16 protein-coding genes are annotated in these 25,118 nt (G+C 66.4%); 11 read left to right on the top strand and 5 right to left on the bottom strand.

Annotation, left to right across the window (positions count from 1 at the left end; translation table 11 throughout):
• The first annotated feature begins 259 nt into the window (after nucleotides 1–259).
• The 5 genes from kynU to QRO91_RS14765 are packed head-to-tail and all read left to right on the top strand — an operon-like array spanning nucleotide 260 to nucleotide 5,662.
• A complete protein-coding gene (gene kynU / locus QRO91_RS14785) occupies nucleotides 260–1,534 on the top strand; it encodes a kynureninase (protein WP_197651069.1) in 1,275 nt (424 codons plus the stop codon).
• 31 nt (nucleotides 1,535–1,565) lie between these two features.
• A complete protein-coding gene (locus QRO91_RS14780) occupies nucleotides 1,566–2,933 on the top strand; it encodes an NAD(P)/FAD-dependent oxidoreductase (protein WP_049428373.1) in 1,368 nt (455 codons plus the stop codon).
• Nucleotides 2,933–4,372: an exodeoxyribonuclease I gene (gene sbcB / locus QRO91_RS14775; RefSeq protein ID WP_285310451.1), complete on the top strand. Its 1,440-nt coding sequence runs from the start codon at nucleotides 2,933–2,935 to the stop codon at nucleotides 4,370–4,372. The genes QRO91_RS14780 and sbcB overlap by 1 nt, the downstream gene beginning before the upstream one ends.
• Nucleotides 4,369–5,055 carry a DUF2461 domain-containing protein gene (locus tag QRO91_RS14770; protein ID WP_049428369.1) on the top strand — a complete coding sequence of 229 codons (687 nt, stop codon included), beginning with the start codon at nucleotides 4,369–4,371 and terminating at the stop codon, nucleotides 5,053–5,055. The genes sbcB and QRO91_RS14770 overlap by 4 nt, the downstream gene beginning before the upstream one ends.
• A 55-nt stretch (nucleotides 5,056–5,110) precedes the next feature.
• A complete protein-coding gene (locus QRO91_RS14765; protein ID WP_049428367.1) occupies nucleotides 5,111–5,662 on the top strand; it encodes a DUF2939 domain-containing protein in 552 nt (183 codons plus the stop codon).
• Nucleotides 5,663–5,791: 129 nt separating this feature from the next.
• Here the strand turns inward: QRO91_RS14765 and QRO91_RS14760 are convergent, their stop codons facing one another.
• From QRO91_RS14760 to QRO91_RS14750, 3 genes are all read right to left on the bottom strand, one after another.
• The gene (locus QRO91_RS14760) at nucleotides 5,792–6,736 is read right to left on the bottom strand and encodes a 5'-nucleotidase (protein ID WP_049428365.1); all 945 of its coding nucleotides are present in this window, start codon (nucleotides 6,734–6,736) and stop codon (nucleotides 5,792–5,794) included.
• Between the two features lie 47 nt (nucleotides 6,737–6,783).
• Nucleotides 6,784–7,557 carry an NAD kinase gene (locus QRO91_RS14755; protein WP_049428363.1) on the bottom strand — a complete coding sequence of 258 codons (774 nt, stop codon included), beginning with the start codon at nucleotides 7,555–7,557 and terminating at the stop codon, nucleotides 6,784–6,786.
• 293 nt (nucleotides 7,558–7,850) lie between these two features.
• Entirely contained in the window at nucleotides 7,851–12,827 is a 4,977-nt protein-coding gene (locus QRO91_RS14750) for an NAD-glutamate dehydrogenase domain-containing protein (RefSeq protein ID WP_049428359.1), read from the bottom strand.
• 250 nt (nucleotides 12,828–13,077) lie between these two features.
• Here QRO91_RS14750 and QRO91_RS14745 point away from each other — a divergent pair, with 250 nt between their 5' ends.
• From QRO91_RS14745 to QRO91_RS14735, 3 genes are read left to right on the top strand one after another with little or no spacing between them, the layout of a single operon-like run.
• Nucleotides 13,078–13,734: a TetR/AcrR family transcriptional regulator gene (locus tag QRO91_RS14745; protein ID WP_049428357.1), complete on the top strand. Its 657-nt coding sequence runs from the start codon at nucleotides 13,078–13,080 to the stop codon at nucleotides 13,732–13,734.
• Nucleotides 13,734–15,002: an efflux RND transporter periplasmic adaptor subunit gene (locus tag QRO91_RS14740; protein WP_197633584.1), complete on the top strand. Its 1,269-nt coding sequence runs from the start codon at nucleotides 13,734–13,736 to the stop codon at nucleotides 15,000–15,002. Before QRO91_RS14745 ends, QRO91_RS14740 begins: the two co-directional genes overlap by 1 nt.
• A 15-nt stretch (nucleotides 15,003–15,017) precedes the next feature.
• On the top strand, nucleotides 15,018–18,191 hold the full coding sequence (locus tag QRO91_RS14735; protein ID WP_049428353.1) for a multidrug efflux RND transporter permease subunit: 3,174 nt from the start codon (nucleotides 15,018–15,020) through the stop codon (nucleotides 18,189–18,191).
• 188 nt (nucleotides 18,192–18,379) lie between these two features.
• On the opposite strand, the gene QRO91_RS14730 is transcribed toward QRO91_RS14735, so the two are convergent.
• Together QRO91_RS14730 and QRO91_RS14725 are read right to left on the bottom strand one after the other, a co-directional pair.
• Nucleotides 18,380–18,667 (bottom strand): hypothetical protein, encoded by a 288-nt coding sequence (locus QRO91_RS14730; protein ID WP_049428351.1) that lies wholly within the window; start codon nucleotides 18,665–18,667, stop codon nucleotides 18,380–18,382.
• A gap of 130 nt (nucleotides 18,668–18,797) precedes the next feature.
• Nucleotides 18,798–19,946: an acyl-CoA dehydrogenase family protein gene (locus tag QRO91_RS14725; protein WP_049428349.1), complete on the bottom strand. Its 1,149-nt coding sequence runs from the start codon at nucleotides 19,944–19,946 to the stop codon at nucleotides 18,798–18,800.
• Nucleotides 19,947–20,099: 153 nt separating this feature from the next.
• Between QRO91_RS14725 and QRO91_RS14720 the strand changes: the two genes are divergently transcribed.
• From QRO91_RS14720 to metH, 3 genes are read left to right on the top strand one after another with little or no spacing between them, the layout of a single operon-like run.
• Nucleotides 20,100–21,029, top strand: coding sequence for a metalloregulator ArsR/SmtB family transcription factor (locus QRO91_RS14720; RefSeq protein WP_010480432.1), 930 nt, complete (start codon nucleotides 20,100–20,102; stop codon nucleotides 21,027–21,029).
• Nucleotides 21,030–21,042: 13 nt separating this feature from the next.
• Nucleotides 21,043–22,134 carry a homocysteine S-methyltransferase family protein gene (locus QRO91_RS14715; protein ID WP_049428347.1) on the top strand — a complete coding sequence of 364 codons (1,092 nt, stop codon included), beginning with the start codon at nucleotides 21,043–21,045 and terminating at the stop codon, nucleotides 22,132–22,134.
• Between the two features lie 57 nt (nucleotides 22,135–22,191).
• Entirely contained in the window at nucleotides 22,192–24,876 is a 2,685-nt protein-coding gene (gene metH, locus QRO91_RS14710) for a methionine synthase (protein WP_285310450.1), read from the top strand.
• Nucleotides 24,877–25,118: the final 242 nt, after the last annotated feature.

Raw genomic sequence — 25,118 nt, 5'->3', positions numbered from 1 at the left:
GTGCCGAAGTTGTGCGCGCTTTACCACGACACGCTGGAGCTGCGTACCTGCAGCCAGTGCGGGCAGGTGTATCCGCTGCCGGCCCCTGCAGCGGGGTGAGCACCTGCCCCTGTAGACCCGAGCCCATGCTCGGCCGCCGGGCACCGAAGCCGAGCAGGGGCTCGGCTCTACAGCAAGAGCGGCACGCAGGCATTCCGGGCGTCGGTCCCACCATCCCAGGCGCTACACTGGCAGCCCCGTTGCAGCCTGTTGCCCGACCATGTCCGACCTGCTCAGCCGCACCCACGCCATTGCCCTGGACGCCGCCGATCCGCTGCGTCCGCTGCGTAACGAATTCCTGATTCCGCGCCATGGCGGCGGCGAGCAGACCTACTTCGTCGGCAACTCGCTGGGCCTGCAGCCGCGCGGCGCCCAGGCCGCGGTGCAGGAAGTGATGAAGCAGTGGGGGGATCTGGCGGTGGAAGGCCACTTCACCGGTCCTACCCAGTGGCTGTCCTACCACCGCCTGGTGAGTGCGCAGCTGGCCCGCGTGGTCGGTGCACTGCCCAGCGAAGTGGTGGCGATGAACACGCTGAGCGTGAACCTGCACCTGATGATGGTCAGCTTCTACCGGCCGACCGCGCAGCGCCCGGTGATCCTGATGGAAGCCGGTGCGTTCCCGACCGACCGCCACGCGGTGGAAGCGCAGATCCGTTTCCACGGGTTCGACCCGGCCGAGTGCCTGGTGGAAGTGCAGCCGGACGAAGCCAATGGCACGATCTCGCTGGCCGCGATCGAACGTGCCATCGCCGAACACGGCCCGCGCCTTGCGCTGGTGCTGTGGCCCGGCGTGCAGTACCGCACCGGCCAGGCCTTCGACCTGGATGCCATCACCCGTGCTGCCCGCCTGCAGGGCGCGCGCATCGGCTTCGACCTGGCGCACTCGGTCGGCAACCTGCCGCTGCGCCTGCATGACATCGCACCCGACTTCGCGGTGTGGTGCCACTACAAATACCTCAACAGCGGCCCGGGTGCGGTGGCCGGCGCGTTCGTGCACGAGCGCCATCACCGCGACACCACGCTGCCGCGCTTTGCCGGCTGGTGGGGCCATGAGGAATCCACCCGCTTCCAGATGGCACCGCAGTTCACCCCCGCCATCGGTGCCGAAGGCTGGCAGCTGAGCAATCCGCCGATTCTCGGCCTGGCGCCGCTGCGCGCCTCGCTGGACCTGTTCGAGCGTGCCGGAATGGACGCGCTGCGCGGCAAATCACTGGCACTGACCGGCATGCTCGAAGCGCTTGTACGCGCACGCCTGTCCGGCGTGCTCGACATCATCACTCCGGCCGAGCCGCAGCGTCGCGGCTGCCAGCTGTCATTGCGCGTGATCGGTGGGCGCGAGCGCGGACGCGCACTGTTTGAACACCTGCGCAGCATCGGCGTGCTCGGCGACTGGCGCGAGCCGGACGTGATCCGCATCTCGCCTACCCCGCTCTACAACCGCTACCTGGACGTGCACCACTTCGTCGAGGAAGTGGAAGCCTGGGCCGGCCTCTGAGCCGGCCCCTCCCCTACTGCTGGACAGTTCGTTGATCGCACACGCTTCCCGCTCGTTGAGCATTATCGGTGCCGGCCTCGCCGGGTCCCTGCTGGCCATCCTGCTGTCACGGCAGGGCTGGCGCATCACCCTGTACGAACGCCGCGGCGATCCGCGCATTGCCGACTACGAGAGTGGTCGTTCGATCAACCTGGCGCTGGCCGAACGCGGGCGCAACGCCCTGCGCCAGGCGGGAGTGGAAGACGAGGTGATGGCGCGCGCGGTAATGATGCGCGGGCGCATGGTGCATCCGCGCGAAGGCGAACCGCAGCTGCAACGCTACGGCCGCGACGACAGCGAAGTAATCTGGTCGATCCATCGCAGCGACCTGAACACGACGCTGCTGGAACTCGCCGAACAGGCTGGCGCGACCGTGCACTTCCACCGCCGCCTGCATACCGTCGATTTCGATGCCGGCTACGCGCGTTTCATCGACGACCGCGATGACAGCCCGCACGACATCCGCTTCGACACCCTGATCGGTGCCGATGGTGCAGGCTCGGCGCTGCGCGCGGCGATGAACCGGCGGGCGCCGCTGGGCGAGGACATCGCCTTCCTCGACCACTCCTACAAGGAGCTGGAAATTCCGCCGGCCGCCGACGGCAGCTTCCGCATCGAGCGCAACGCGCTGCATATCTGGCCGCGTGGCCATTACATGTGCATCGCCCTGCCCAACCACGAAGGCACCTTCACCGTCACCCTGTTCCTGCCCAACCAGGGTGATCCCAGCTTCGCCACGGTCAACACCGGCGCGCAGGCCGAAGCACTGTTCGCGCGCGAGTTCGCCGATACCCTGCCGCTGATCCCGAACCTGCGCGCGGACTGGGAACAGCACCCACCCGGCCTGCTTGGCACGCTGACGCTTGATCGCTGGCACCAGCAGGGCCGCGCGGTCCTGATTGGCGACGCCGCACATGCGATGGTGCCGTTCCACGGGCAAGGCATGAACTGCGCATTCGAGGATTGCGTGGCTCTGGCCCGCCATCTGATGGAAGCGGACGACCTGGAAGGCGCGTTCCAAGCCTTCGAAGCCGAGCGCAAGCCGAACGCACGCGCAATCCAGCAGATGGCGCTGGAAAACTATCTGGAAATGCGCGACCGCGTGGCTGATCCTGCGTTCCTGCTGCAACGCGAACTGGAACAGGAACTGCAGCGGCGCTGGCCGACCCGGTTCGTACCGCATTACACGATGGTCACCTTCCTGCACACGCCGTACGCGGAAGCCATGCGCCGCACCGAGCTTCAGCGCGACATGCTGGTGGCGGCCACGGCCGGCCACGATTCGCTGGACAACATCGACTGGGCCGCACTGGAAGCACAGGTCCATGCGCAGCTGCCGGTCCTGGAGGGCGCGCACTGATGGCTGACAGCTTCCTGTTCTACGACCTGGAAACCTTCGGCCAGGACCCGCGGCGCACGCGCATCTCGCAGTACGCCGCGATCCGTACCGACGCCGATCTGAACGAGATCGACACCCCGGTCAGCTTCTTCGTGCGCCCGGCCGACGATCTGCTGCCCTCGCCGATGGCCACCCTGGTCACCGGCATCACCCCGCAGCAGGCCCTGGCCGAGGGCATCAGCGAGGCCGAAGCCTTCGACCGCATCAACGAGCAGCTATGGCGTCCCGGCACCTGCGCACTGGGCTACAACACGCTGCGATTCGACGATGAATTCGTCCGCTACGGCCTGTTCCGCAACTTCCATGACCCGTACGAGCGCGAGTGGCGCAACGGCAATTCGCGCTGGGACCTGCTGGACATGCTGCGGCTGATGCGCGCGATGCGTCCGGACGGCATCCAGTGGCCGCTGCGCGAGGACGGTGCCACCTCGTTCAAGCTCGAGCACCTGGCCGAAGCCAACAACGTGCGCGAGGGTGATGCGCACGAAGCGCTGTCCGACGTGCGCGCCACGATCGGCATGGCACGGCTGTTCAAGCAGTCGCAGCCGCGCCTGTGGGACTACGCCCTGAAGCTGCGCGACAAGCGTTTCGTAGGCAGCCTGCTGGATGTAACCGCGATGAAGCCGGTGCTGCACATTTCCATGCGCTACCCGGCCAGCCGCCTGTGCGCGGCGCCGGTGCTGCCGCTGGCGGTGCACCCGACCATCAACAACCGGGTGATCGTGTTCGACCTCGACGGCGACATCGACGACCTGCTGGCACTACCAGCCGATGTGATCGCACAGCGCCTGTACATGCGCGCCAGCGAGCTGCCCGAGGGCGTTGCACGGGTGCCGCTGAAGGAGGTGCACCTGAACAAGGTGCCGGCGCTGATCGCCTGGAACCACCTGCGTGCCGACGACCACCAGCGCCTGGGCCTGGACGTGGCGGCCATCGACGCCAAGATCGAGCGCCTGCGCGAATTCGCCCCACAGCTGGCGGAGAAGGCGCGCCAGGTCTACAACCAGCCGCGCGTGGCCACCGTGGCCGATGTCGATGCATCGCTGTACGACGGATTCCTGGGCAACGGTGACAAACCGCTGCTGGCCCTGGCCCGTACCACCGCGCCGGATCAGCTGGCCGCGCTGGAAAGCCGCTTCCGTGACCCGCGCCTGCCCGAGCTGCTGTTCCGCTACCGCGCGCGCAACCATCCCGACAGCCTCGCGCCGGCTGAACGCCAGCGCTGGCAGGATTACCGCCGCCAGCGCCTGCTCGGAGACGGCGGCCTGGGCGAACTCACCCTGCCCCAGTACCAGCAGCAGCTGGATGCACTGGCCGCCGAAGCGCCCGATGACACCCGGCGCCAGGCGCTGCTGCAATCGCTGCGCGATTGGGGCCAGCACCTGCAGGAGACGCTGTGAGCACTTATTTCTCTGACGCCAGCTTCAAGTTCCTGCGCGGCCTTGCGCGGCACAACGACAAGGCCTGGTTCAACGATCACCGCCAGCAGTACGAAGACCACGTGCGGCAGCCGTTCCTGCGCCTGCTGGGCGACCTGCAGCCGGCCCTGGCCGAGGTCAGCGAGCACTTCCGCGCCGATACCCGCGGCGTCGGTGGCTCGCTGTTCCGCATCCATCGCGACGCGCGTTTTTCCAAAGACAAGTCGCCGTACAAGACCTGGCAGGGTGCCCGCCTGTTCCATGAGCGCCGCCGTGAAGTGGCCGCGCCCTCCTTCTACGTGCACCTGCAGCCCGGCGAGAGCTTCGTCGGCGCTGGCCTGTGGCATCCAGAACCCGAGACGCAGCGCCGCGTGCGCCACTTCATTCTCGACAACCCGGGCAGCTGGAAGGCCGCCGCGCATGCCCCGGCGCTGCGCAAGCGCTTCGATTTCGAGGAGAGCGAGAAGCTGGTGCGCCCGCCACGTGGCTTCCCGGCCGATTTCGAGTTCATTGACGACCTCAAGCACCGCAACTGGGTGATGTGGCGCTCGCTGGACGATGCCACCATGACCGGCCCGCGCCTGCTGTCCACGCTGGGCAAGGACCTGGCTGGGCTCGGCCCGTTCGTCGACTACCTGTGCGCGGCACTGGACCTGGAGTTCTGAGCCGCATCACCTGCCGTTCACCACTGGCTGCCTCACTTGCGGCAGTCTGGACAGCATGAAGAAACTCACTGCACTGGCTGTGCTGCTGGTCCTGGCCTTGGCCGCGTGGTGGTTCGGCGGCCCCTACATGACCGTGCACGGCCTGTCCCAGGCCATTGAAGAACGTGACACGGTGCGACTGGAGCGCTACGTCGATTTCCCGCGCGTGCGCGGCAGCCTGCGCGCACAGCTCAACGACTATCTGGTGCGCCAGGCAGGCCCGGATATAGCGGCCAGCCCGTTCGGTGCCCTGCTCTACGGCCTGGGCGACCAGCTCGGCGGTGCAGCGGTGGAGACCATGGTGACCCCGACGGGCATCGGCGCGATGCTGCAGGGCCACGTGCTGTGGAAGCGCGGCCGCAATGAACTGCAGGGCGGCGATGCGTTCGGCGCGACCGAACCGGCACGGCCGTTGAAGAACGCCGAGCATCACTTTGAAGCGCTGGACCGCTTCGTGATCGACGTCGATCGCGGCGCCGGCCAGCCGCCGTTGAAGGTGGTGCTGGAACCGCAGGGCCTGCGCTGGAAGGTGGTGGATCTGCAGTTGGGGATGTCCGGTAACCCTTGATCGGACCCGTGGCCTGACGGCAGTGCCAACCAAGGTTGGCAACTACCAGAGCACAGTGCCCCGGTGGGTGCCAACCTTGGTTGGCAGTGCCATGCATCGGCGCCAACTAGGGTTGGCAGCCACCAGGCCCTACCCCTCGTTGGCGACGCCATGTGGTACGTGGCCAGCGGCCACGTGTTCGCGCGCACTGTCGATGTTGTGCTGCGAATCGTCGAAGAAGATGTCGGCTCCGAATGCGTGCAGGAACGGTCCCTTGTGGCGACCACCGAGGAACAGCGCTTCGTCCAGGCGCACGCCCCACTCACGCAGGGTGCGGATCACCCGCTCGTGCGCCGGTGCCGAGCGCGCGGTCACCAATGCGGTGCGGATCGGCGCGCTTTCGCCGGCCGGGAATACCTCCTGCAACGTATGCAGGGCCGACAGGAAGCCGCGGAACGGTCCACCACTGAGTGGCTCGCGGGCGCGTTCGCGCTCGTGCCGGCCAAACGCCTCCACGCCCTGCTCGCGCGAGATGCGCTCGCTTTCGTCACCGAAGATCACCGCGTCACCGTCGAAGGCGATGCGCAGCTGCCCGGCCGGGCGACCGGTATCGATCTGGTCAGCCGCCGCAGCAGCGGTTTCACCCGGCGGCTTGGGCAGGATGGTCGCCGCCGCGATCCCGTGGCGCAGCGCACTGCGTACCGACTCCGGATTGGCCGACAGGAACAGATCGGTGCCGAACGGCTTCACGTACGGCCAGGTCGGCTCGCCAGCGGTGAACGTAGCCCGGATGATGCCCAGGCCGTAGTGCTGGATCGAATTGAAGATGCGCAGGCCGGTATCGGCCGAGTTGCGCGACAGCAGGATCACCTCGACCCGCGGATTCTCCGGGCTGGCGCCCTGGTTCAATGCCAGCAGCTTGCGTACCACCGGAAACGCCACGCCGGGGCCGAGGATGTCGTCCTCGTGCTGGCGCTGGAATTCGGCATACGCCGCCACGCCATCGCTCTCGAACAGCGCGTGGCTTTCTTCCAGATCGAACAGCGCGCGCGAGGTCACCGCGACGGTCAGCAAACGGGGGGAGTTGTCGCCCATCGGTGGGGGTCCTTCAAGCGTTCGGCACGGTCGGCCGCCCATTGTCCTCAAAAAACGAACTGTTCGCTCAGGATCCGGTCTTCCAGGTTGTGCTCCGGGTCGAACAGCAGGGTCACGCGGCGGTCTTTCGACTCGCGGATGGTCACTTCGACCACATCGCGGGTCTCGTGCGAATCGGCGGTCACGCTGACCGGGCGCTTGTACGGATCGAGCACCCGGAAGCGCACTTCGGTGTCGGCCTTGAGGATGGCCCCGCGCCAGCGCCTTGGCCGGTAAGGGGCCAACGGCGTCAGCGCGATGGTGTGCGAACCCAGCGGCAGCACCGGGCCATGCGCGGAATAGTTGTAGGCGGTGCTGCCGGCCGGGGTGGCCACCAGCACGCCGTCACCGATCAGTTCGGCCACGCGCTCCTGGCCGTTCAGGTCGATGCCGATATGCGCGGCCTGCCGGGTCTGGCGCAGCAGCGAAACATCGTTGTAGGCCAGCGAACCGGTACTGGTACCGGACTCGGTCAGCGCCACCATTTCCAGCGGGCGCAGATGGGCCGGCTCGGCGCGGGCGATGCGGGCATGCACGTCTTCGTCGCCGCGGTACTGGTTCATCAGGAAACCGACCGTGCCCAGCTTCATGCCGAACACCGGCTTGCCCAGGTGCCCATGCCGATGCAGGGTCTGCAGCATGAAGCCATCACCGCCCAGCGGGCACAGCACGTCGGCCTGCTCGGGCGCGTAGTCGCCATAGCGCGAGACCATGGCCGCGCGGGCCATCTGCGCGGGCTCGGTGGTGCTGGCCAGGAAAGCGATGCGGGGGGTGTCGCTCATCGGTGGATCCGGGGAGGTTTGATGGAGAGCATAACCGAGCGCCGGGAGTTGGAGCCCGTGGGGCGGATGACCGGCATATCCGCCGGGACACGCCGTAAACCCATCCCTGGGGGCTCGATCGCGCCATCCATGGCGCTCACGGTCCCAGCGGATATGCGGGTCATCCACCTGGCAGGTTCACGGCGGGCGTCGGGTCAGCTGGTCGCAAAGGTCAAGGGCTGAAACAGAGCGGCCCCGCTCTCGCGGGGCCGCTCTGTTCTACTCATGCCAGGCGTGGCCTGGCACTACTTCACTTACGCGCCGTGTGCCGCCAGCTGGCCCAGACGCTGCACCGCGACCGAGACGGTCGGGTAGTCCAGGGTCTTCTGCTCTGCCAGTTCGGCCAGCATCGCCAGGGTGAAGCGCAGGCTGTTGTCGTCACGGCCCATCCAGGCTGCGACCTTGGCCTCCGCGCTGCCGCCCTTGGTGCCGAGCACCTGGCCGGCCAGGTTGCGGTGATTGGCCGCCAGTTCGTCACGCAACACGCCACGTGCCACGGCATGCCAACGGCCGTTGACCTCCAGCGCGTCGACCTGCTCGAACAGCCACGGCAGCTGCAGGGCATCGCCCAGGCGGAAGTGGACCTTGGACACGTCCACCGGCTTCAGCTTGCGGGTGCGGGCCAGTTCGATGATGTCGAATGCCGGCTCCAGGAAGTGCAGTTCGGCCAGCTGCTGCGCCAGCGCGGACGGCAGGCCCTTTTCCTTCCACTCCGCCACCAGGGCTTCGTAGGTCGGACGCTGCGAATCCGGCAGCACGCCCGAAGCAACGCGGATGTCGTTGAACGGGCCCTGGTAGCGGTTGACCGCTTCGGTGATGCCCGGCATCGCGCCCGGGCGCGACAGCAGCCAGCGCACGAACGAACGCTGCAGCTTCCAGATCACTTCCAGTGCGTCGATCTGCACCGACTCCGGCACCTTGCCGTCGAGGGCATCGATCTGCGCCCACAGCGCGCGTGCATCCAGCGTTTCGCGGCTGATGGTGTAGGCCTTGGCGACCTCGGCGATGGAGCGGCCGGTGTCTTCCTGCATGCGCATCAGGAAGGTGGCGCCCATGCGGTTGATGGTCTGGTTGGTCACGGCCGTGGCGATGATTTCGCGCTTCAGGCGGTGACGCTCCATCGCGTCGGCGTACTTCTTCTGCAGCGGGGTCGGGAAGTAACGCTGCAGTTCCTTGGACAGGTACGGATCTTCCGGGATGTCCGAATCCAGCAGCTGAGCGAACGCCACCAGCTTGGAGTAGGACAGCAGCACCGACAGCTCCGGACGGGTCAGGCCCTGGCCGCGTGCCTTGCGCTGCGACAGCTCGGCGTCGGACGGCAGGAACTCGATCTGGCGATCCAGCAGGCCCTGCTGTTCCAGGGTACGGATGAAGTGCTGCTTGGAACCCAGGCGCTTGACCGCCATCCGCTCCATCAGGCTCAGCGCCTGGTTCTGGCGGTAGTTGTCGTTCAGCACCAGCTCGGCGACTTCATCGGTCATCGAGGCCAGCAGCTTGTTGCGCTGCTCGACGGTCAGCTTCTTGGCCCGCACCACATCGTTGAGCAGGATCTTGATGTTGACTTCGTGGTCGGAGGTGTCCACGCCGGCCGAGTTGTCGATGAAGTCGGTGTTGAGCAGCACGCCGGCCTGGGCGGCTTCGATGCGGCCCAGCTGGGTCATGCCAAGGTTGCCGCCCTCGCCCACCACCTTGCAGCGCAGCTCGCCACCGTTCACGCGCAGCGCGTTGTTGGCGCGGTCGCCGACATCGCTGTGCTGCTCGCTGGCGGCCTTGACGTAGGTACCGATGCCGCCGTTCCACAGCAGGTCGACCGGCGCCTTCAGGATCGCGCTCATCAGATCGTTCGGCGACAGCGCCTTGACGTTTTCGTCCAGGCCCAGCGCTTCGCGCACCTGCGGGGTGATCTCGATCGACTTCAGGCTGCGCGGATAGACGCCGCCGCCCTTGCTGATCAGCTTGGCGTCGTAGTCCGCCCAGCTCGAACGCGGCACGGTGAACAGGCGCTCACGTTCGACGAACGTGGTGGCCGCATCCGGGTTCGGGTCCAGGAAGATGTGGCGGTGATCGAAGGCAGCGACCAGGCGGATGTGGCGCGACAACAGCATGCCGTTGCCGAACACGTCGCCGGACATGTCGCCGACACCGACCGCGGTGAAGTCCTGGGTCTGGCTGTCACGGCCCAGCGCACGGAAGTGGCGCTTGACCGACTCCCACGCACCGCGTGCGGTGATGCCCATGCCCTTGTGGTCGTAGCCGACCGAACCGCCGGAAGCGAACGCATCGCCCATCCAGAAGCCGTGCGCGATGGCCAGGCCGTTGGCGATGTCGGAGAAGGTCGCGGTGCCCTTGTCGGCCGCCACCACCAGGTACGGATCGTCCATGTCGTGGCGCACGACATCCACCGGCGGCACGATCTTGTTGTTGACGATGTTGTCGGTGATGTCCAGCAGGCCCTGGATGAACAGCTTGTAGCAGGCCACGCCGTTGGCGAACACCGCATCACGGTCGCCGTTCACCGGCGGGGTCTTGGCGAAGAAGCCGCCCTTGGCGCCGACCGGGACGATGACGGTGTTCTTGACCATCTGCGCCTTGACCAGGCCCAGCACCTCGGTGCGGAAGTCTTCGCGACGATCCGACCAGCGCAGGCCGCCACGGGCCACGGCGCCGAAGCGCAGGTGGGTACCTTCCACGCGCGGGCCGTAGACGAAGATTTCGCGGTACGGACGCGGCTTCGGCAGGTCCGGCACCAGCGCCGAATCGAACTTGAAGCTGATGACATGGCCGTGCTGGCCGTTGGCATCGGTCTGGTAGTAGCTGGTGCGCAGGGTCGCGTCGATCACGCCCATGAACGAGCGCAGGATGCGGTCCTCGTCCAGGCTGGACACGCGGTCCATCAGCTTCAGCAGCGCATCGCGCGCGGCCTGCATCTGCGCATCGCGGTCACCCTTGCGGGCGTCGACCACGGTCTTGAGCACCTTCAGGGTGGCCTCGTCGCCGGCAGCCAGCACATCGAGGTGGGCCTTCAGCTGGGCCTGGCCAGCGGCGATGTCTTCCTTGCTTTCATGACCGGTGGCCGGATCGAAGCGCGCTTCGAACAGTTCGACCAGAAGGCGGGCCAGCAGCGGGTAGCGCGCGAAGGTGCCTTCCACGTAGGCCTGCGAGAACGGCACGCCGGTCTGCAGCAGGTACTTGCAGTAGCCACGCAGCATCGCGACCTGGCGCCAGTGCAGGCCAGCGGCCAGCACCAGGCGGTTGAAGCCGTCGTTCTCGGCATCGCCGTGCCAGACGCGGGCGAAGGTCTCGCCGAAGGCTTCATCGACGCTGGCGGCATCGATCGCACCGGCGGTCGATTCGACCTCGAAGTCCTGCACATACACCGGCGCGTTGTCGACCGACAGGCGGTACGGACGCTCGGCGATCACCCGCAGGCCCATGTTTTCCATCATCGGCAGCGCGTCCGACAGCGGAATGTCGTCGAGCTGGCGATACAGCTTCAGGCGCAGGCCATCGCCGCTTTCGCGCGGCACGGCCTGCAGGCTGAGGCGCAGGTCGTCCGGGCCGGTCAGGGCGTCGAGCTGGCTGACATCGTTGGCGGCAACCGCGGTGCTGTTGTCTTCGATGTAGCCGGCCGGCAGCGCCTTGCCGATGCGGGCGGCGATGCGCAGGCCTTCGGTCTCGCCGTGGCGGCTCACCAGCGCTTCGCGCAGGTCGTCCTGCCAGTTGCGCAGCACCTGGGCCAGCTTCTGCTCCAGTTCGGCGGTATCGACGTCGAGCATTTCACCCGGCTTCGGGCGCACGATCAGGTGCACCTGCGCCAGCGGCGATTCGCCCAGCACCACCGAGCTGTCGACGAACTCGCCGTGCAGCGCGTCCTTCAGCATCGCTTCGATGCGCAGGCGCACGTCGGTGTTGAAGCGCTCGCGCGGCAGGTAGACCAGCGCGGAGATGAAACGGCTGTATTTGTCGCGCCGCAGGAACAGGCGGCTGCGCACGCGTTCCTGCAGGCCCAGCACGCCCATCGCGGTGCGGAACAGTTCGTCCTCGCTGGACTGGAACAGTTCTTCGCGCGGCAGGGTTTCCAGGATATGGCGCAGGGCCTTGCCACTGTGGCTGGCCGGGGCCAGCCCGGACTGCTTCATCACGTGCTCGTGGCGCTGGCGCACCAGCGGGATTTCCCACGGGCGGCGGTTGTAGGCGCTGGAGGTGAACAGGCCGAGGAAACGCTGCTCGCCGATGATCTTGCCCTTGGCGTCGAACTCCAGCACGCCGATGTAGTCCATGTAGCCGGCGCGGTGCACGCGCGAACGGGCATTGGTCTTGGTCAGGATCAGCGCATCCTTCAAACCGGACGTGGTGTTCAGGCCCTGCGCGGCCAGCGTCTTGACCGGACGGGCGGCGGACTTGTCCTTGCCGCGCATCAGGCCCAGGCCGGTGTCGTTCAGCGGCGCCAGCACCTCTTCCTTGCCCTGCTTCTCGACGCGGTACTCGCGGTAGCCGAAGAAGGTGAAGTGGTTGTCGGCGGCCCAGCGCAGGAATTCCTGTGCTTCCTTGCGCGAGGCATCGTCGACCGGCAGCTGGCGCTTGCCCAGGTCGTCGGCCAGTGCCAGCGCCTTGTCCTTCATCGGCTGCCAGTCGCGCACGATCGCGCGCACTTCGTCCAGCGCCTTGTTGATGGCCTGTTCGATGGCGGCCATGGCTTCGGCCGGCTGGCGGTCGATCTCCAGCAGCATCACCGACTCGGCATCACCCTCGCCGACCTTGACCAGCTTGCCGGCCTTGTCGCGGGTGAAACGCAGCACCGGGTGGCCCAGCACGTGGACGCCCACGCCCTGTTCGGCCAGCGACATGGTGACGGTATCGACGAGGAACGGCATGTCGTCGTTGACGATCTGCAGCACGGTGTGCGGCGATTCCCAACCATTGGCCTTCGCGGTCGGATTGAACACGCGGACGTTGGCCTTGCCGGCCTTGCGGGCACGGGCGAATTCCAGCGTCTCAGCCGCGAGAGCGGCCCACTCTTCAGCGCTGTGGTGCGGGAACTCGTCCGACTCCATGCGCTTGTAGAAGTCAGTGGCGAAGGCCACTGCTTCGGCCTGTGCGGCCGCGGGGTAGCGCTTGCGCAATGCCGTGTACACCGGCTCCAGGGAGAAACCAGCGGTCACTGCGACCTCCGACTCTGCTGGTTTGGTCTTGTTTTTCACGGTCTTGGCTGCGGTTTTTTGCGGTTTCATGGCAGAGCGATGCGCTTGCTCAGTTGGGAAAATGAAATTGTAGCCCTACCGCACGAAAAGGCCTTGCTGCAGGACGGAATAAGCAGATTCGGGTTTGCTGCGGTTTAGACGCCTATTCAGTTCGCACCGGTACGGTGCTGGCACCTGTTTCAGCACTGCCGACAGGATCGGCAAAACGTGTTACCGGAAGACACACGCGGCGACGCCGATGCGATTCCACAATCCTGAACTGGACGGTATAGTCCACCGCGTGAACCCGGCTTACCTACCCGTTGCCCTCGATGCACGCGATGAGCGTGTGTTCGACGCCGTACGCGAACTGCTGGCCCAGCAGGGCATGCAGATGAGCATGGAGGCGGTGGCCCAGCACGCCGGCTGCTCCAAGCAGACCCTGTACTCGCGCTATGGCAGCAAGCAGGATCTGTTGCGCCGGGTGATGCAGCGCCATGTCGGCCACGCCACTGGCGCCATGGTCCGTGCACTCCGCACTGACGACCTGCGTGCCAGCCTGCTCCAGTTCGCCACCGACTTCCTGGAGCATTTCAACCAACCGCACGTAGGACAGGCCTGCCGGCTGATCGCTGCCGACGCGGCCCAGTTTCCCGAAGAGGCGCGTACGCTGTACCGGCATGGCGCCGGCGCGCTGACGCTTCATCTTGCTGAATGGATTGAAACCGTTTGCATGCGTGGCCAGCTCCGGCATGACGACCCGCACTTCATGGCCGAACTGCTGCTGAGCATGATCGCCGGTCAGGATTTCGACAAACAGCGCTTCCATACCCCCCATCGTGATGACGCGCTGCTGCGTCGGCGCTGGGCAGAGTTCTCCGTCGACAGCTTCCTGCGCGCATTCGCGCCACAGCCGTTGCCGGCCCCTCCTACAAACCAACCCCGGAGTTCCTCCTGATGACCGCCCCACTCCGCACCCTTGCCTTGACGTGCGCCGTTGCTGTCGCGCTGGCTGCCTGCAAGAAGCCGGAACAGCAGATGCCCCCGCCGCCGGAGGTGGGCGTGATCGACGCCAAGCCGCAGACCCTGCCGCTGCAGCGCGAGCTGGTCGGCCGCCTGTCGCCGTTCCGCAGCGCCGACGTCCGCGCGCGCGTGCCGGGCGTGCTGCTCAAGCGCGTCTACCAGGAAGGCTCGCAGGTGAAGCAGGGCCAGACCCTGTTCCTGATCGACCCGGCGCCGCTGCGCGCCTCGCTCAACGCCTCCGAAGCACAGCTGGCCTCGGCCCGCGCCACCTACGCCAATGCCAAGGTGGCCGCTGATCGCGCCCGCTCCCTGGCGCCGCAGCAGTTCGTCTCCAAGTCCGACCTGGACAACGCCGAATCGGCCGAACGTACCGCGCTGGCTGCGGTCAAGCAGGCCGAAGCGGCAGTGACCTCCTCGCGGATCAACCTGGGCTACGCCGAGGTGACTGCGCCGATCAGTGGCGTGGCCAACAAGCAGCAGGTCACCGAGGGCGCGCTGGTCGGCCAGGGCGATGTGACCCTGCTGACCACCGTCGACCAGCTCGACCCGCTGTATGTGAACTTCTCGCTCAGCGTGGATGAGCTGACCCAGCTGCGTGCGCAGCAGGCCAAGGGCGCGCTGGCGCTGTCCGGCGACGGCAAGGCCACGGTGGCCGTGAAGCTGGCCGATGGCAGCACCTACAGCGAGCCGGGCACGCTGGACTTCTCTTCGACCACGGTCGATCCGGCCACCGGCGCGGTGTCGCTGCGTGCGCTGCTGCCGAACCCGCAGCAGATCCTGCTGCCCGGTGCCTTCGTCAGCTTCCAGGCCAACCTGGGCGAGCGCAACAACGCCTTCCTGGTGCCGCAGCAGGCCCTGCTGCGAGACACCACCGGCGGCTACGTGATGGTGGTCGGCGCCGACGGCAAGGTCGTGCGCAAGAATGTGAAGACCGATGGCGCACAGAACGGCAACTGGCTGGTCAGCGACGGCCTGGCCGCCGGTGACAAGGTGATCGTGGCCGGCGTGCAGAAGGTCAAGGAAGGTGCACCGGCGGTGGCCAAGCCGTGGACCCCGGGGCAGGACGCCAACGGCAAGCCTGCCGCGGGCGGCGCCGCTCCTGCGGGCGCGGCACCGGCCGCAGGCAAGGCACCGGCCGACGCAGCCAAGCCCGAGCAGGCCGATGCGGCCAAGCCCGCCGCCACCGATTCGAACAAGCAGTAACGGGAACCTTCCGTCATGCCTAAATTTTTCATCGAACATCCAGTCTTCGCCTGGGTGGTTGCGATCCTGATCTCGCTCAGCGGCGTGATCGCGATCCTCAACCTGGGCGTGGAGTCCTATCCCAACATCGCCCCGCCACAGGTGACCGTCTCGGCCACTTACCCGGGCGCCAGTGCGGACACCACTGAAAAATCGGTCACCCAGGTGATCGAGCAGCAGCTGACCGGTATCGATCACCTGCTGTATTTCAGTTCCTCGTCCGCCTCCAACGGCCGTGCGCAGATCACGCTGACCTTCGAGACCGGTACCGATCCGGACATCGCCCAGGTGCAGGTGCAGAACAAGGTCTCGCTGGCCACGCCCCGACTGCCATCGGAAGTGACCCAGCAGGGCGTGGTGGTGGCCAAGGCCAACGCCGGCTTCCTGATGGTGATCGCGCTGCAGTCCGATACGCCGGCCATCAACCGTGATGCCCTGAACGACATCGTCGGTTCGCGCGTGCTCGACCAGGTCTCGCGTATCCCCGGCGTCGGCAGCACCCAGCAGTTCGGTTCCGAGTACGCCATGAACATCTGGCTGAACCCGGAAAAGATGCAGGGCTACGGCCTGTCGGCCAGCCAGGTGCTGGCAGCGGTGCGTGCGCAGAACGTGCAGTTCGCTGCCGGTGCGCTGGGTTCGGACCCGTCGCCGGAAGGCCAGCACTTCACCGCCACGGTCTCGGCCGAAGGCCGCTTCAGCTCGCCGCAGGAGTTCGAGAACATCATCCTGCGCGCCAATGCTGATGGCTCGCGCGTGCTGCTGAAGGACATCGCCCGCGTTGCCTTCGGTGCCAACAACTACGGCTTCGATACCCAGTACAACGGCAAGCCGACCGGTGCCTTCGCCATCCAGCTGCTGCCGGGCGCCAACGCCCTGAACGTGGCCGATGCGGTGCGCGCCAAGATGGACGAACTGCAGCCCAGCTTCCCGGCCGGCGTCACCTGGTTCTCGCCGTACGACAGCACCACCTTCGTCAAGATCTCGATCCAGGAAGTGGTCAAGACCCTGTTCGAGGCGGTGTTCCTCGTGTTCCTGGTGATGCTGATCTTCCTGCAGAACTTCCGCGCCACCCTGATCCCGACCCTGGTCATTCCGGTTGCCCTGCTCGGTACCTTCCTGGGCATGTGGATGATCGGCTTCACGATCAACCAGCTGACCCTGTTCGCGATGGTGCTGGCGATCGGCATCGTGGTCGATGACGCGATCGTAGTGATCGAGAACGTCGAACGCATCATGACCGAGGAAGGCCTGGCGCCGAAGCCGGCCACGCAGAAGGCGATGACCCAGATCACCGGCGCGGTGGTGGCGATCACCGTCGTGCTGGCCGCGGTGTTCATTCCGTCCGCCCTGCAGGGCGGCGCGGCCGGTGAGATCTACAAGCAGTTCGCGCTGACCATCGCCATTTCGATGGCATTCTCGGCGTTCCTGGCGCTGGGCTTCACCCCGGCGCTGTGCGCGACCTTCCTGAAGCCGACGCACAACGACAACCCGAACATCGTCTACCGCACCTTCAACAAGTACTACGACAAGATCAGCCACACCTATGTGGGCCACATCACCTCGGCGGTGCGCCATGCGCCGCGTTGGATGATCCTGTTCGTGGTGCTGACCGCACTGTGCGGCTTCCTGTTCACCCGCATGCCGGGCAGCTTCCTGCCGGAAGAAGACCAGGGCTATGCGCTGGCGATCGTGCAGCTGCCGCCGGGCTCGACCAAGGGCCAGACCAACGAAGTGTTCGCGCAGATGCGTGGCATCCTGGAAAAGCAGGATGGTTATGAAGGCATGCTGCAGGTCGCCGGTTTCAGCTTCGTCGGTTCCGGCGAGAACGTGGGCATGGGCTTCATCCGCCTGAAGCCGTGGGAGGAACGCAAGTTCACCGCGCCGGAGTTCATCCAGAACATGAACGGCGCGTTCTACGGCATCAAGGAAGCGCAGATCTTCGTGGTCAACCTGCCCACCGTGCAGGGCCTTGGCCAGTTCGGTGGTTTCGACATGTGGCTGCAGGACCGTAGCGGCGCCGGTTACGAGCAGCTGACCCAGGCCCGCAACATCCTGCTCGGCCAGGCCGCGCAGAAGCCGGACCACCTGGTCGGCGTACGCCCGAACGGCCTGGAAAACGCACCGCAGCTCCAGCTGCACGTGGACCGCGTGCAGGCGCAGTCGATGGGCATGTCGGTGTCGGACGTGTACAGCACCATCCAGCTGATGCTGGCCCCGGTGTACGTCAACGACTTCTTCTACGAAGGCCGCATCAAGCGCGTGACCATGCAGGCCGATGGTCCCTACCGCACCGGCCAGGAGTCGCTGAAGAGCTTCTACAGCCCGTCCAGCCTGACCACCAATGCCGACGGCACCAACGCGATGATCCCGCTCAACACGGTGGTCAAGTCCGAATGGGTGTCGGCGCCGCCGTCGCTGAGCCGTTACAACGGCTACTCGGCGATCAACATCGTCGGTTCGCAGGCGCCGGGCACCAGCTCGGGTGAAGCGATGCAGACCATGGAAGGCATCGTCAACGACGACCTGCCGGCCGGCTTCGGCTACGACTGGTCCGGCATGTCCTACCAGGAAATCCTGGCCGGCAACGCCGCGACCCTGCTGCTGGTGCTGTCCATCGTGGTGGTGTTCCTGTGCCTGGCCGCGCTGTATGAAAGCTGGTCGATCCCGGTGGCTGTGCTGCTGGTGGTGCCGCTGGGCGTGCTGGGTGCACTGGGCCTGTCGATGCTGCGTGGCCTGCCCAACGATCTGTTCTTCAAGATCGGCCTGATCACCGTGATCGGCCTGGCGGCGAAGAACGCGATCCTGATCGTGGAGTTCGCGGTGGAGCAGCGTGCAGCCGGCAAGAACCTGCGCGATGCCACGATCGAGGCGGCCCGCCTGCGTTTCCGCCCGATCCTGATGACCTCGTTTGCGTTCATCATGGGCGTGATCCCGATGGCGATCTCCACCGGCGCCGGCGCCAACTCCCGCCACGCCATCGGTACCGGCGTGATCGGCGGCATGCTGTTCGCCACCCTGCTCGGCCTGCTGATGATCCCGGTGTTCTTCGTGGTCGTGCGCCGCATGCTGGGCGACAAGCTGGATGAACCGTCGAAGGAGTTCATGGAACGCCAGCGGGACGCGGATGCTGCACACCGTCCGGATCGTTGATCTGGTCGTGAGCTGAAACGAGAAAGGCCCCGGAGCGATCCGGGGCCTTTTTTCTTGCCGCTTTTGAATCCATGCCAACCAAGGTTGGCATCTACCAGAGCAAGGACATGCCCGAAGGTTGGCATCCACCAGAGCAACGGCATGCCCGGTAGCCGCCAACCTCGGTTGGCGCTCTCCAGGGCAACGTCTCAGCGCAGCAGCGCAACCACTATGCACACTGCCACCAGAACCAGCGCGGCCCACTGCATCGGCACGAAGAAGAAATGATGGGGCACGACTTCACCCTTCTGCCGGGGTGCACGGTTGAGCCACAGGCCCAGCAGCACGTTCACCGCCGCGCCAATTCCGGCACCCAGCAACACCTGCGAGAGCGGGATGTTGCCCCTGGGGCCTGCGTGCGGGAAGAAATACGCCAGCAGCAGGATCGCTGCGATCGGCGTGACCAGTGTCAGGATTCCCCAACCACGATAGATCATCTGTGCAGACCGTATGGAAACGGCCTGCATTGGAACAGATCCGGCATCGTTCGGCCAAGAGCACGGCGCATCCACGCGTGGCGCGGATCTACTGGCCGCGCCACCGTTGCAGTGGCGCGGCCCTTGCCACTCAGCGCAGCCCGGTCTCGTTGCGGGCGATCACCAGGCGCTGGATTTCCGAGGTGCCTTCATAGATCTCGGTGATCTTGGCATCACGGAAGTAGCGCTCCAGCGGCATTTCCTTTGAATAGCCCATGCCACCATGGATCTGCACCGCCTGGTGGGTGATCCACATCGCGGCTTCAGAAGCGGTCAGCTTGGCCACCGCCGCTTCGGTGCTGAAGCGCTTGCCCTGGCCTTTCACCCACGCCGCGCGCAGGGTCAGCAGCAACGCCGCATCCAGCTTGCACTTCATGTCGGCAATCTTGGCCTGGGTCATCTGGAAGGTACCGATGGCCGCACCGAACGCCTTGCGCTCCTTCACGTACTCCAGGGTCGCTTCATAGGCGGCACGGGCGATGCCGATGGCCTGCGAGGCGATGCCGATACGGCCAGCATCAAGCACGCTCATGGCGATCTTGAAGCCCTCGCCTTCCTGGCCCAGCACATCCTCAGGCTGCGCTACGTAGTCGTTGAACTCGATCTCGCAGGTGGCCGAGGCACGGATGCCCAGCTTCGGCTCGGTCTTGCCGCGACCGAAACCCGCCTTGTCGGTATCGATGATGAAGGCGGTGATGCCGCGCGCGCCCTTGTCCGGCTCACTCATCGCGAACAGCACGATGTACTTGGCCACCGGGCCGGAGGTGATCCAGCTCTTCTTGCCGTTGATCACAAAGGTGCCATCGGCCTGCTTCACCGCGCGGCAGCGCATGGCGGTAGCGTCCGAACCCGACTGCGGCTCGGTCAGCGCGAACGCGCCAATGGCCTCGCCCTCGGCGATCGCACGCACGTAGGTCTGCTTCTGCGCTTCGGTACCGTGGGTGAGGATGCCGTTGCAGAACAGCGAATTGTTGACCGACATGATGGTCGAATGGGCTGCGTCGGCGGCGGCGACCTCCACCATCGCCAGCACGTACGCAACCGGGTCCATGCCCGCACCACCGTATTCGGTGGGCACTTCGATACCCATCAGGCCGTTCTCGCCCAGCAGGCGGATGTTGTCCAGCGGGAACTCGCCGGTACGGTCATGGTGCTCTGCGCTGGGGGCGATCTTTTCCTGCGCGATGCGCCGCGCCACGTCCTGCAACATCAACTGCTCTTCAGTAAAGCTGAAATCCACAACACCCTCCCGGGTACATGATGTTATGGGCCGCGCACGGCGTGCCCAGGTGCACCGATTGTACCGGGGCCCGGCAGCTTCCGTACGCCAGCGACTTGACCGCGGCAGGCCTTCTCAGCGAATATATCTCTATATCGCGATAGGTAGATATTTATGGATCTTGAAGACTGGTCGACCCGCCTGAAGGTGTTCGCCGATGCCACCCGCGTGCGCCTGCTGGCGCTGCTGGAGCAGGAGGAACTGACCGTGGCCGAACTGTCGGCGATCACCCGGCTGGCCCAGCCGCGCGTGTCCACCCATCTGGCGCGACTGAAGGAAGCCGGCCTGGTTCGCGACCGCCGCGCCGGCGTGTCGGCCTATTACCGCTTCGACGAGGCCCAGCTGGACCCGGCGCAGCGTGCATTGTGGCATGCCTTGAGCAACGGAAGCGACGACCCCCTGCTGCGCCAGGATGCCGAGCGCGTGGCCGCGGTTCTGGCCCACCGTGCTTCCGACCAGAACTGGGCCGACAGCGTGGCCGGCGACATGGAACGCCACTACTCTCCCGGACGGACCTGGGAGGCACTGGCGCGTACCGCGCTGCCGCTGCTGGAAACCGGCGACGTGCTGGACATCGCCTCCGGCGACGGCGTGCTGGCCGAACTGGTGGCCCCGCATGCCAAGCGCTACATCTGCATCGACACCAGCGCGCGAGTGGTCGCCGCGGCCAGCGAGCGGCTGCGTCGCCTGCCCAACGTCGAAGTCCGCGAAGGTGACATGCATGCCCTGCCGTTCAAGGACGGCAGCTTCGACCTGGTGGTGCTGATGCACGCGCTGACCTATGCCAGCAAGCCGGCGCAGGCCGTGACCGAAGCCGCGCGCGTGCTGCGCCCGGGAGGCCGCCTCCTACTGTGCAGCCTGGCCCGTCATGAGCACAAGGCGGCGGTGGAGGCCTATGGCCACGTCAACCTTGGCTTCAGCGACAAGGAACTGCGCAGGTTCGTCGACAAGGCCGGCCTGCAGGTCTCGAGCCTGGAAACGGTCACCCGCGAAAAGCGCCCGCCGCACTTCGAAGTGATTTCGCTGATCGCCAACAAGCCCTGAGCCGGAAACCGCCATGTCTGCCCTGCCCTGGTTGCATCCTGATCGTGCCAACGCCCTGCTCGACGCCCTGCGCGAGCGGATCCTGATCATCGACGGTGCGATGGGTACGATGATCCAGCGCCACGGCCTGCAGGAAGACGACTACCGCGGCGAGCGCTTCGCCGGTGGCTACGACCACGCGCACGGCCCGGGCTGTGACCATGCGGCGCCGGAAGGGCATGACCTGAAGGGCAACAACGATCTGCTGCTGCTGACCCGGCCGCAGATCGTCGCCGACATCCACACCGCCTACCTGGAAGCGGGCGCGGATCTGGTCGAGACCAACACCTTCAACGCCACTTCGGTCAGCCAGGCCGACTACCACCTCGAACACCTGGTGTACGAGTTGAACAAGGCCGGTGCCGCTGTCGCGCGAACCTGCTGTGATGCAGTGGCTGCGGCCACGCCGGGCAAGCCGCGCTTCGTGATCGGGGTGATCGGGCCGACCAGCCGCACCGCCTCGATCAGCCCCGATGTCAACGATCCGGGCTTCCGCAATACCAGCTTCGACGAGCTGCGCGACACCTACCGCGAAGCCATCGACGGCCTCATCGATGGCGGCGCCGACACCATCATGGTCGAGACCATCTTCGACACGCTCAACGCCAAGGCTGCACTGTATGCGCTGGAGGAAGCGTTCGATGCGCGCGGCGCGCGCTTGCCGGTGATGATCTCCGGCACCATCACCGACGCGTCCGGACGTACCCTGTCCGGGCAGACAGCAGAAGCCTTCCATGCCTCACTCGCCCATGCACGGCCGTTGTCGATCGGACTGAACTGCGCGCTGGGCGCCGATGCGATGCGCCCGCACGTGGAAACCCTTGCACAGGTCGCCGACTGTTACGTCAGCGCACACCCCAATGCCGGCCTGCCCAATGCCTTCGGCGAGTACGACGAAACGCCGGAGGACATGGCCAGCACCCTGCGGGGCTTCGCCGCAGATGGACTGTTGAACCTGGTTGGCGGCTGCTGCGGCTCCACCCCCGACCATATCCGCGCGATTGCCAATGCCGTGGCCGGGCTGTCGCCGCGCGCGCTGCCCGGCACCCGGGAGCAGGCCGCATGAACGTCGCCGCCACCGTCCCGCACTTCCCGCCCTACTGCTGTTGAGCCGACGCCTGCCATGACGCCTGTCCGCCCTACCCGCCTGTCCGGCCTGGAACCCCTGGTCATCACCCCGGACCTGCTTTTCATCAACGTCGGCGAACGCACCAACGTCACCGGCAGCGCGCAGTTCCGCAAGCTGATCAAGGAAGGCCGCTACGAGGAGGCGGTGGACGTGGCCCGCCAGCAGGTGGCCAGCGGCGCGCAGATCCTCGACGTCAACATGGACGAGGGCCTGATCGATTCAGAGGCAGCGATGACCCGCTACCTCAACCTGATCATGTCCGAGCCGGACATCGCCCGCATTCCAGTGATGGTCGACTCGTCCAAGTGGAGCGTGATCGAGGCCGGCCTGAAATGCCTGCAGGGCAAGAGCGTGGTCAACTCGATATCGCTGAAGGAAGGCGAGGCGCTGTTCCGCGAGCATGCGCGCAAGGTGCTGCGCTATGGCGCCGCTGCGGTGGTGATGGCCTTCGATGAAAGTGGCCAGGCCGATACCTGCGCGCGCAAGGTCGAGATCTGCACCCGCGCCTATCGCATCCTGGTCGACGAGATCGGCTTCGCGCCGCAGGACATCATCTTCGATCCGAACATCTTCGCCGTCGCCACCGGCATCGAAGAGCACGACAACTATGCGGTGGACTTCATCGAAGCCACCCGCATCATCAAGCAGACGCTGCCGCACTGCCACGTGTCCGGCGGCGTCTCCAACGTATCCTTCTCGTTCCGCGGCAACGAGACCGTGCGCCAGGCCATCCATTCGGTGTTCCTGTACCACGCGATCGCCGCCGGCATGGACATGGGCATCGTCAACGCCGGTGCCATGCCGATCTACGATGAGCTGGAGCCGGAGCTGCGCGAGCGCGTGGAGGATGTGATCCTCAATCGCCGCAGCGACGCCACCGAGCGCCTGCTGGAGATCGCCGAGCGCTACAAGGGCAAGAAGGGCGCCGCGAAGACCGAGGACCTGGCCTGGCGCGAAAAGCCGGTGGCACAGCGACTGGCGCATGCCCTGGTACACGGCCTGGATGCCTTCGTCGAGGAAGACACCGAACTGGCCCGGCAGGCCTCCAGCCGCCCACTGGATGTGATCGAAGGCCCGCTGATGGACGGCATGAACATCGTCGGCGACCTGTTCGGCGCCGGCAAGATGTTCCTGCCACAGGTGGTGAAATCCGCGCGCGTGATGAAGAAGGCCGTGGCCTACCTGCTGCCTTACATCGAAGCGGAAAAGGCGCGCAGCGGTGACACCGCCAAGAGCAACGGCAAGATCATCATGGCTACGGTGAAGGGCGATGTGCATGACATCGGCAAGAACATCGTCGGCGTGGTCCTGGCCTGCAACAACTTCGACGTGGTCGACCTCGGCGTGATGGTGCCGGCGCAGAAGATCCTCGATGCCGCGCGCGAACACAACGCCGACCTGATCGGCCTGTCCGGCCTGATCACCCCATCACTGGAGGAGATGAGCCACGTGGCCCGCGAGATGCAGCGCCAGGGCTTCGACCTGCCGTTGCTGATCGGCGGTGCCACCACCTCGCGCGCGCATACCGCCCTGAAGATCGACCCGCATTACCACGCACCGACGGTCTGGGTGAAGGATGCCTCGCGCGCGGTCGGCGTGGCCCAGTCGCTGATCTCGCGCGACCTGCGCGACGCCTTCGTTGCCGCCAACGAGGCCGACTATGCAGAGATCCGTGCGCGTCACCGCAACCGTGGTGATGCCAAGCGCCTGGTCTCGCTGGAGCACGCGCGTGAGCAGAAGTTCCAGGGCGGCTGGGACAGCTACACGCCGCCCGCACCGAAACAGCCGGGCCTGCACGTATTCGATGACTATCCGCTGGCCGAGCTGGTCGAGTACATCGACTGGACGCCGTTCTTCCAGGCCTGGGAACTGGCCGGCAAGTTCCCGGCCATCCTCACCGACGAGATCGTCGGCACCCAGGCCAGCGATCTGTACAAGGACGCCCGCGCGATGCTCGACCGCATCGTGGGCGAGAAGTGGCTGACCGCCAAGGCGGTGTTCGGCCTGTGGCCGGCCAACAGCATCGGCGACGATGTGCGCGTGCAGCACCCGCAGGGCGAAACCACGCTGCGCTTTCTGCGCCAGCAGGTGGACAAGCCGGCCGAGCGCCCGGATTTCTGCCTGGCCGATTTCATTGCACCAGCCGACAGCGGAAAACAGGATTGGATCGGCGCGTTCGCAGTCACCGCCGGTATCGGCATCGACGCGCATGTCGCACGCTTCGAAGCCGAGCATGACGACTACAACGCGATCCTGCTGAAGGCCCTGGCCGACCGCTTCGCCGAAGCGCTGGCCGAGCGTCTGCACCAGCGCGTGCGCACCGAATTCTGGGGCTTCGACCAGGCCGAAAACCTGGACAACGAGGCCCTGATCGACGAGCAGTACCGTGGCATCCGCCCGGCCCCCGGCTACCCGGCCTGCCCCGAGCACAGCGAGAAACGCCGGTTGTTCGATCTGCTGCAGGCCGAAACCAACGCCAGCATGGAACTGACCGAGAGCTTCGCGATGCTGCCGACCGCCGCAGTGTCGGGCTACTACTTCAGCCATCCGCAAAGCCAGTACTTCGTGGTCGGACGCCTCAGCCGCGAGCAGGTCAGCGACTACGCCCGGCGCAAGGGCGTGGACCGCGCCCAGGCCGAACGCTGGCTGGCCTCCAACCTCGACTACGATCCCGAATGAGGCGGTAGCGGGGGGGGGGGGGGGGGGGGGGGGGGGCGGGGGGCCGGGGGGGGGGGGGGGGGGGGGGGGTCGGGGGGGGGGGGGGGGGGGGGGGGGGGGGGGCGGGGGGGGGGGGCGGGGGGGGGGGGGGGGGGCCGGCGCCCCCCCGCCGCCCGCGGGGCGCCGCGGGCCGGGGTGGTGCGCGGGGGGTGTCGGCGGGGCGGGCCCGTGCGGGGGCGTTGAGATTTAATAAAATACACTAC

Source organism: Stenotrophomonas maltophilia group sp. Smal32 (assembly GCF_030237085.1).
Taxonomy (GTDB): domain Bacteria; phylum Pseudomonadota; class Gammaproteobacteria; order Xanthomonadales; family Xanthomonadaceae; genus Stenotrophomonas; species Stenotrophomonas maltophilia_Q.
This window is presented reverse-complemented; position numbering and strand designations above follow the sequence as displayed.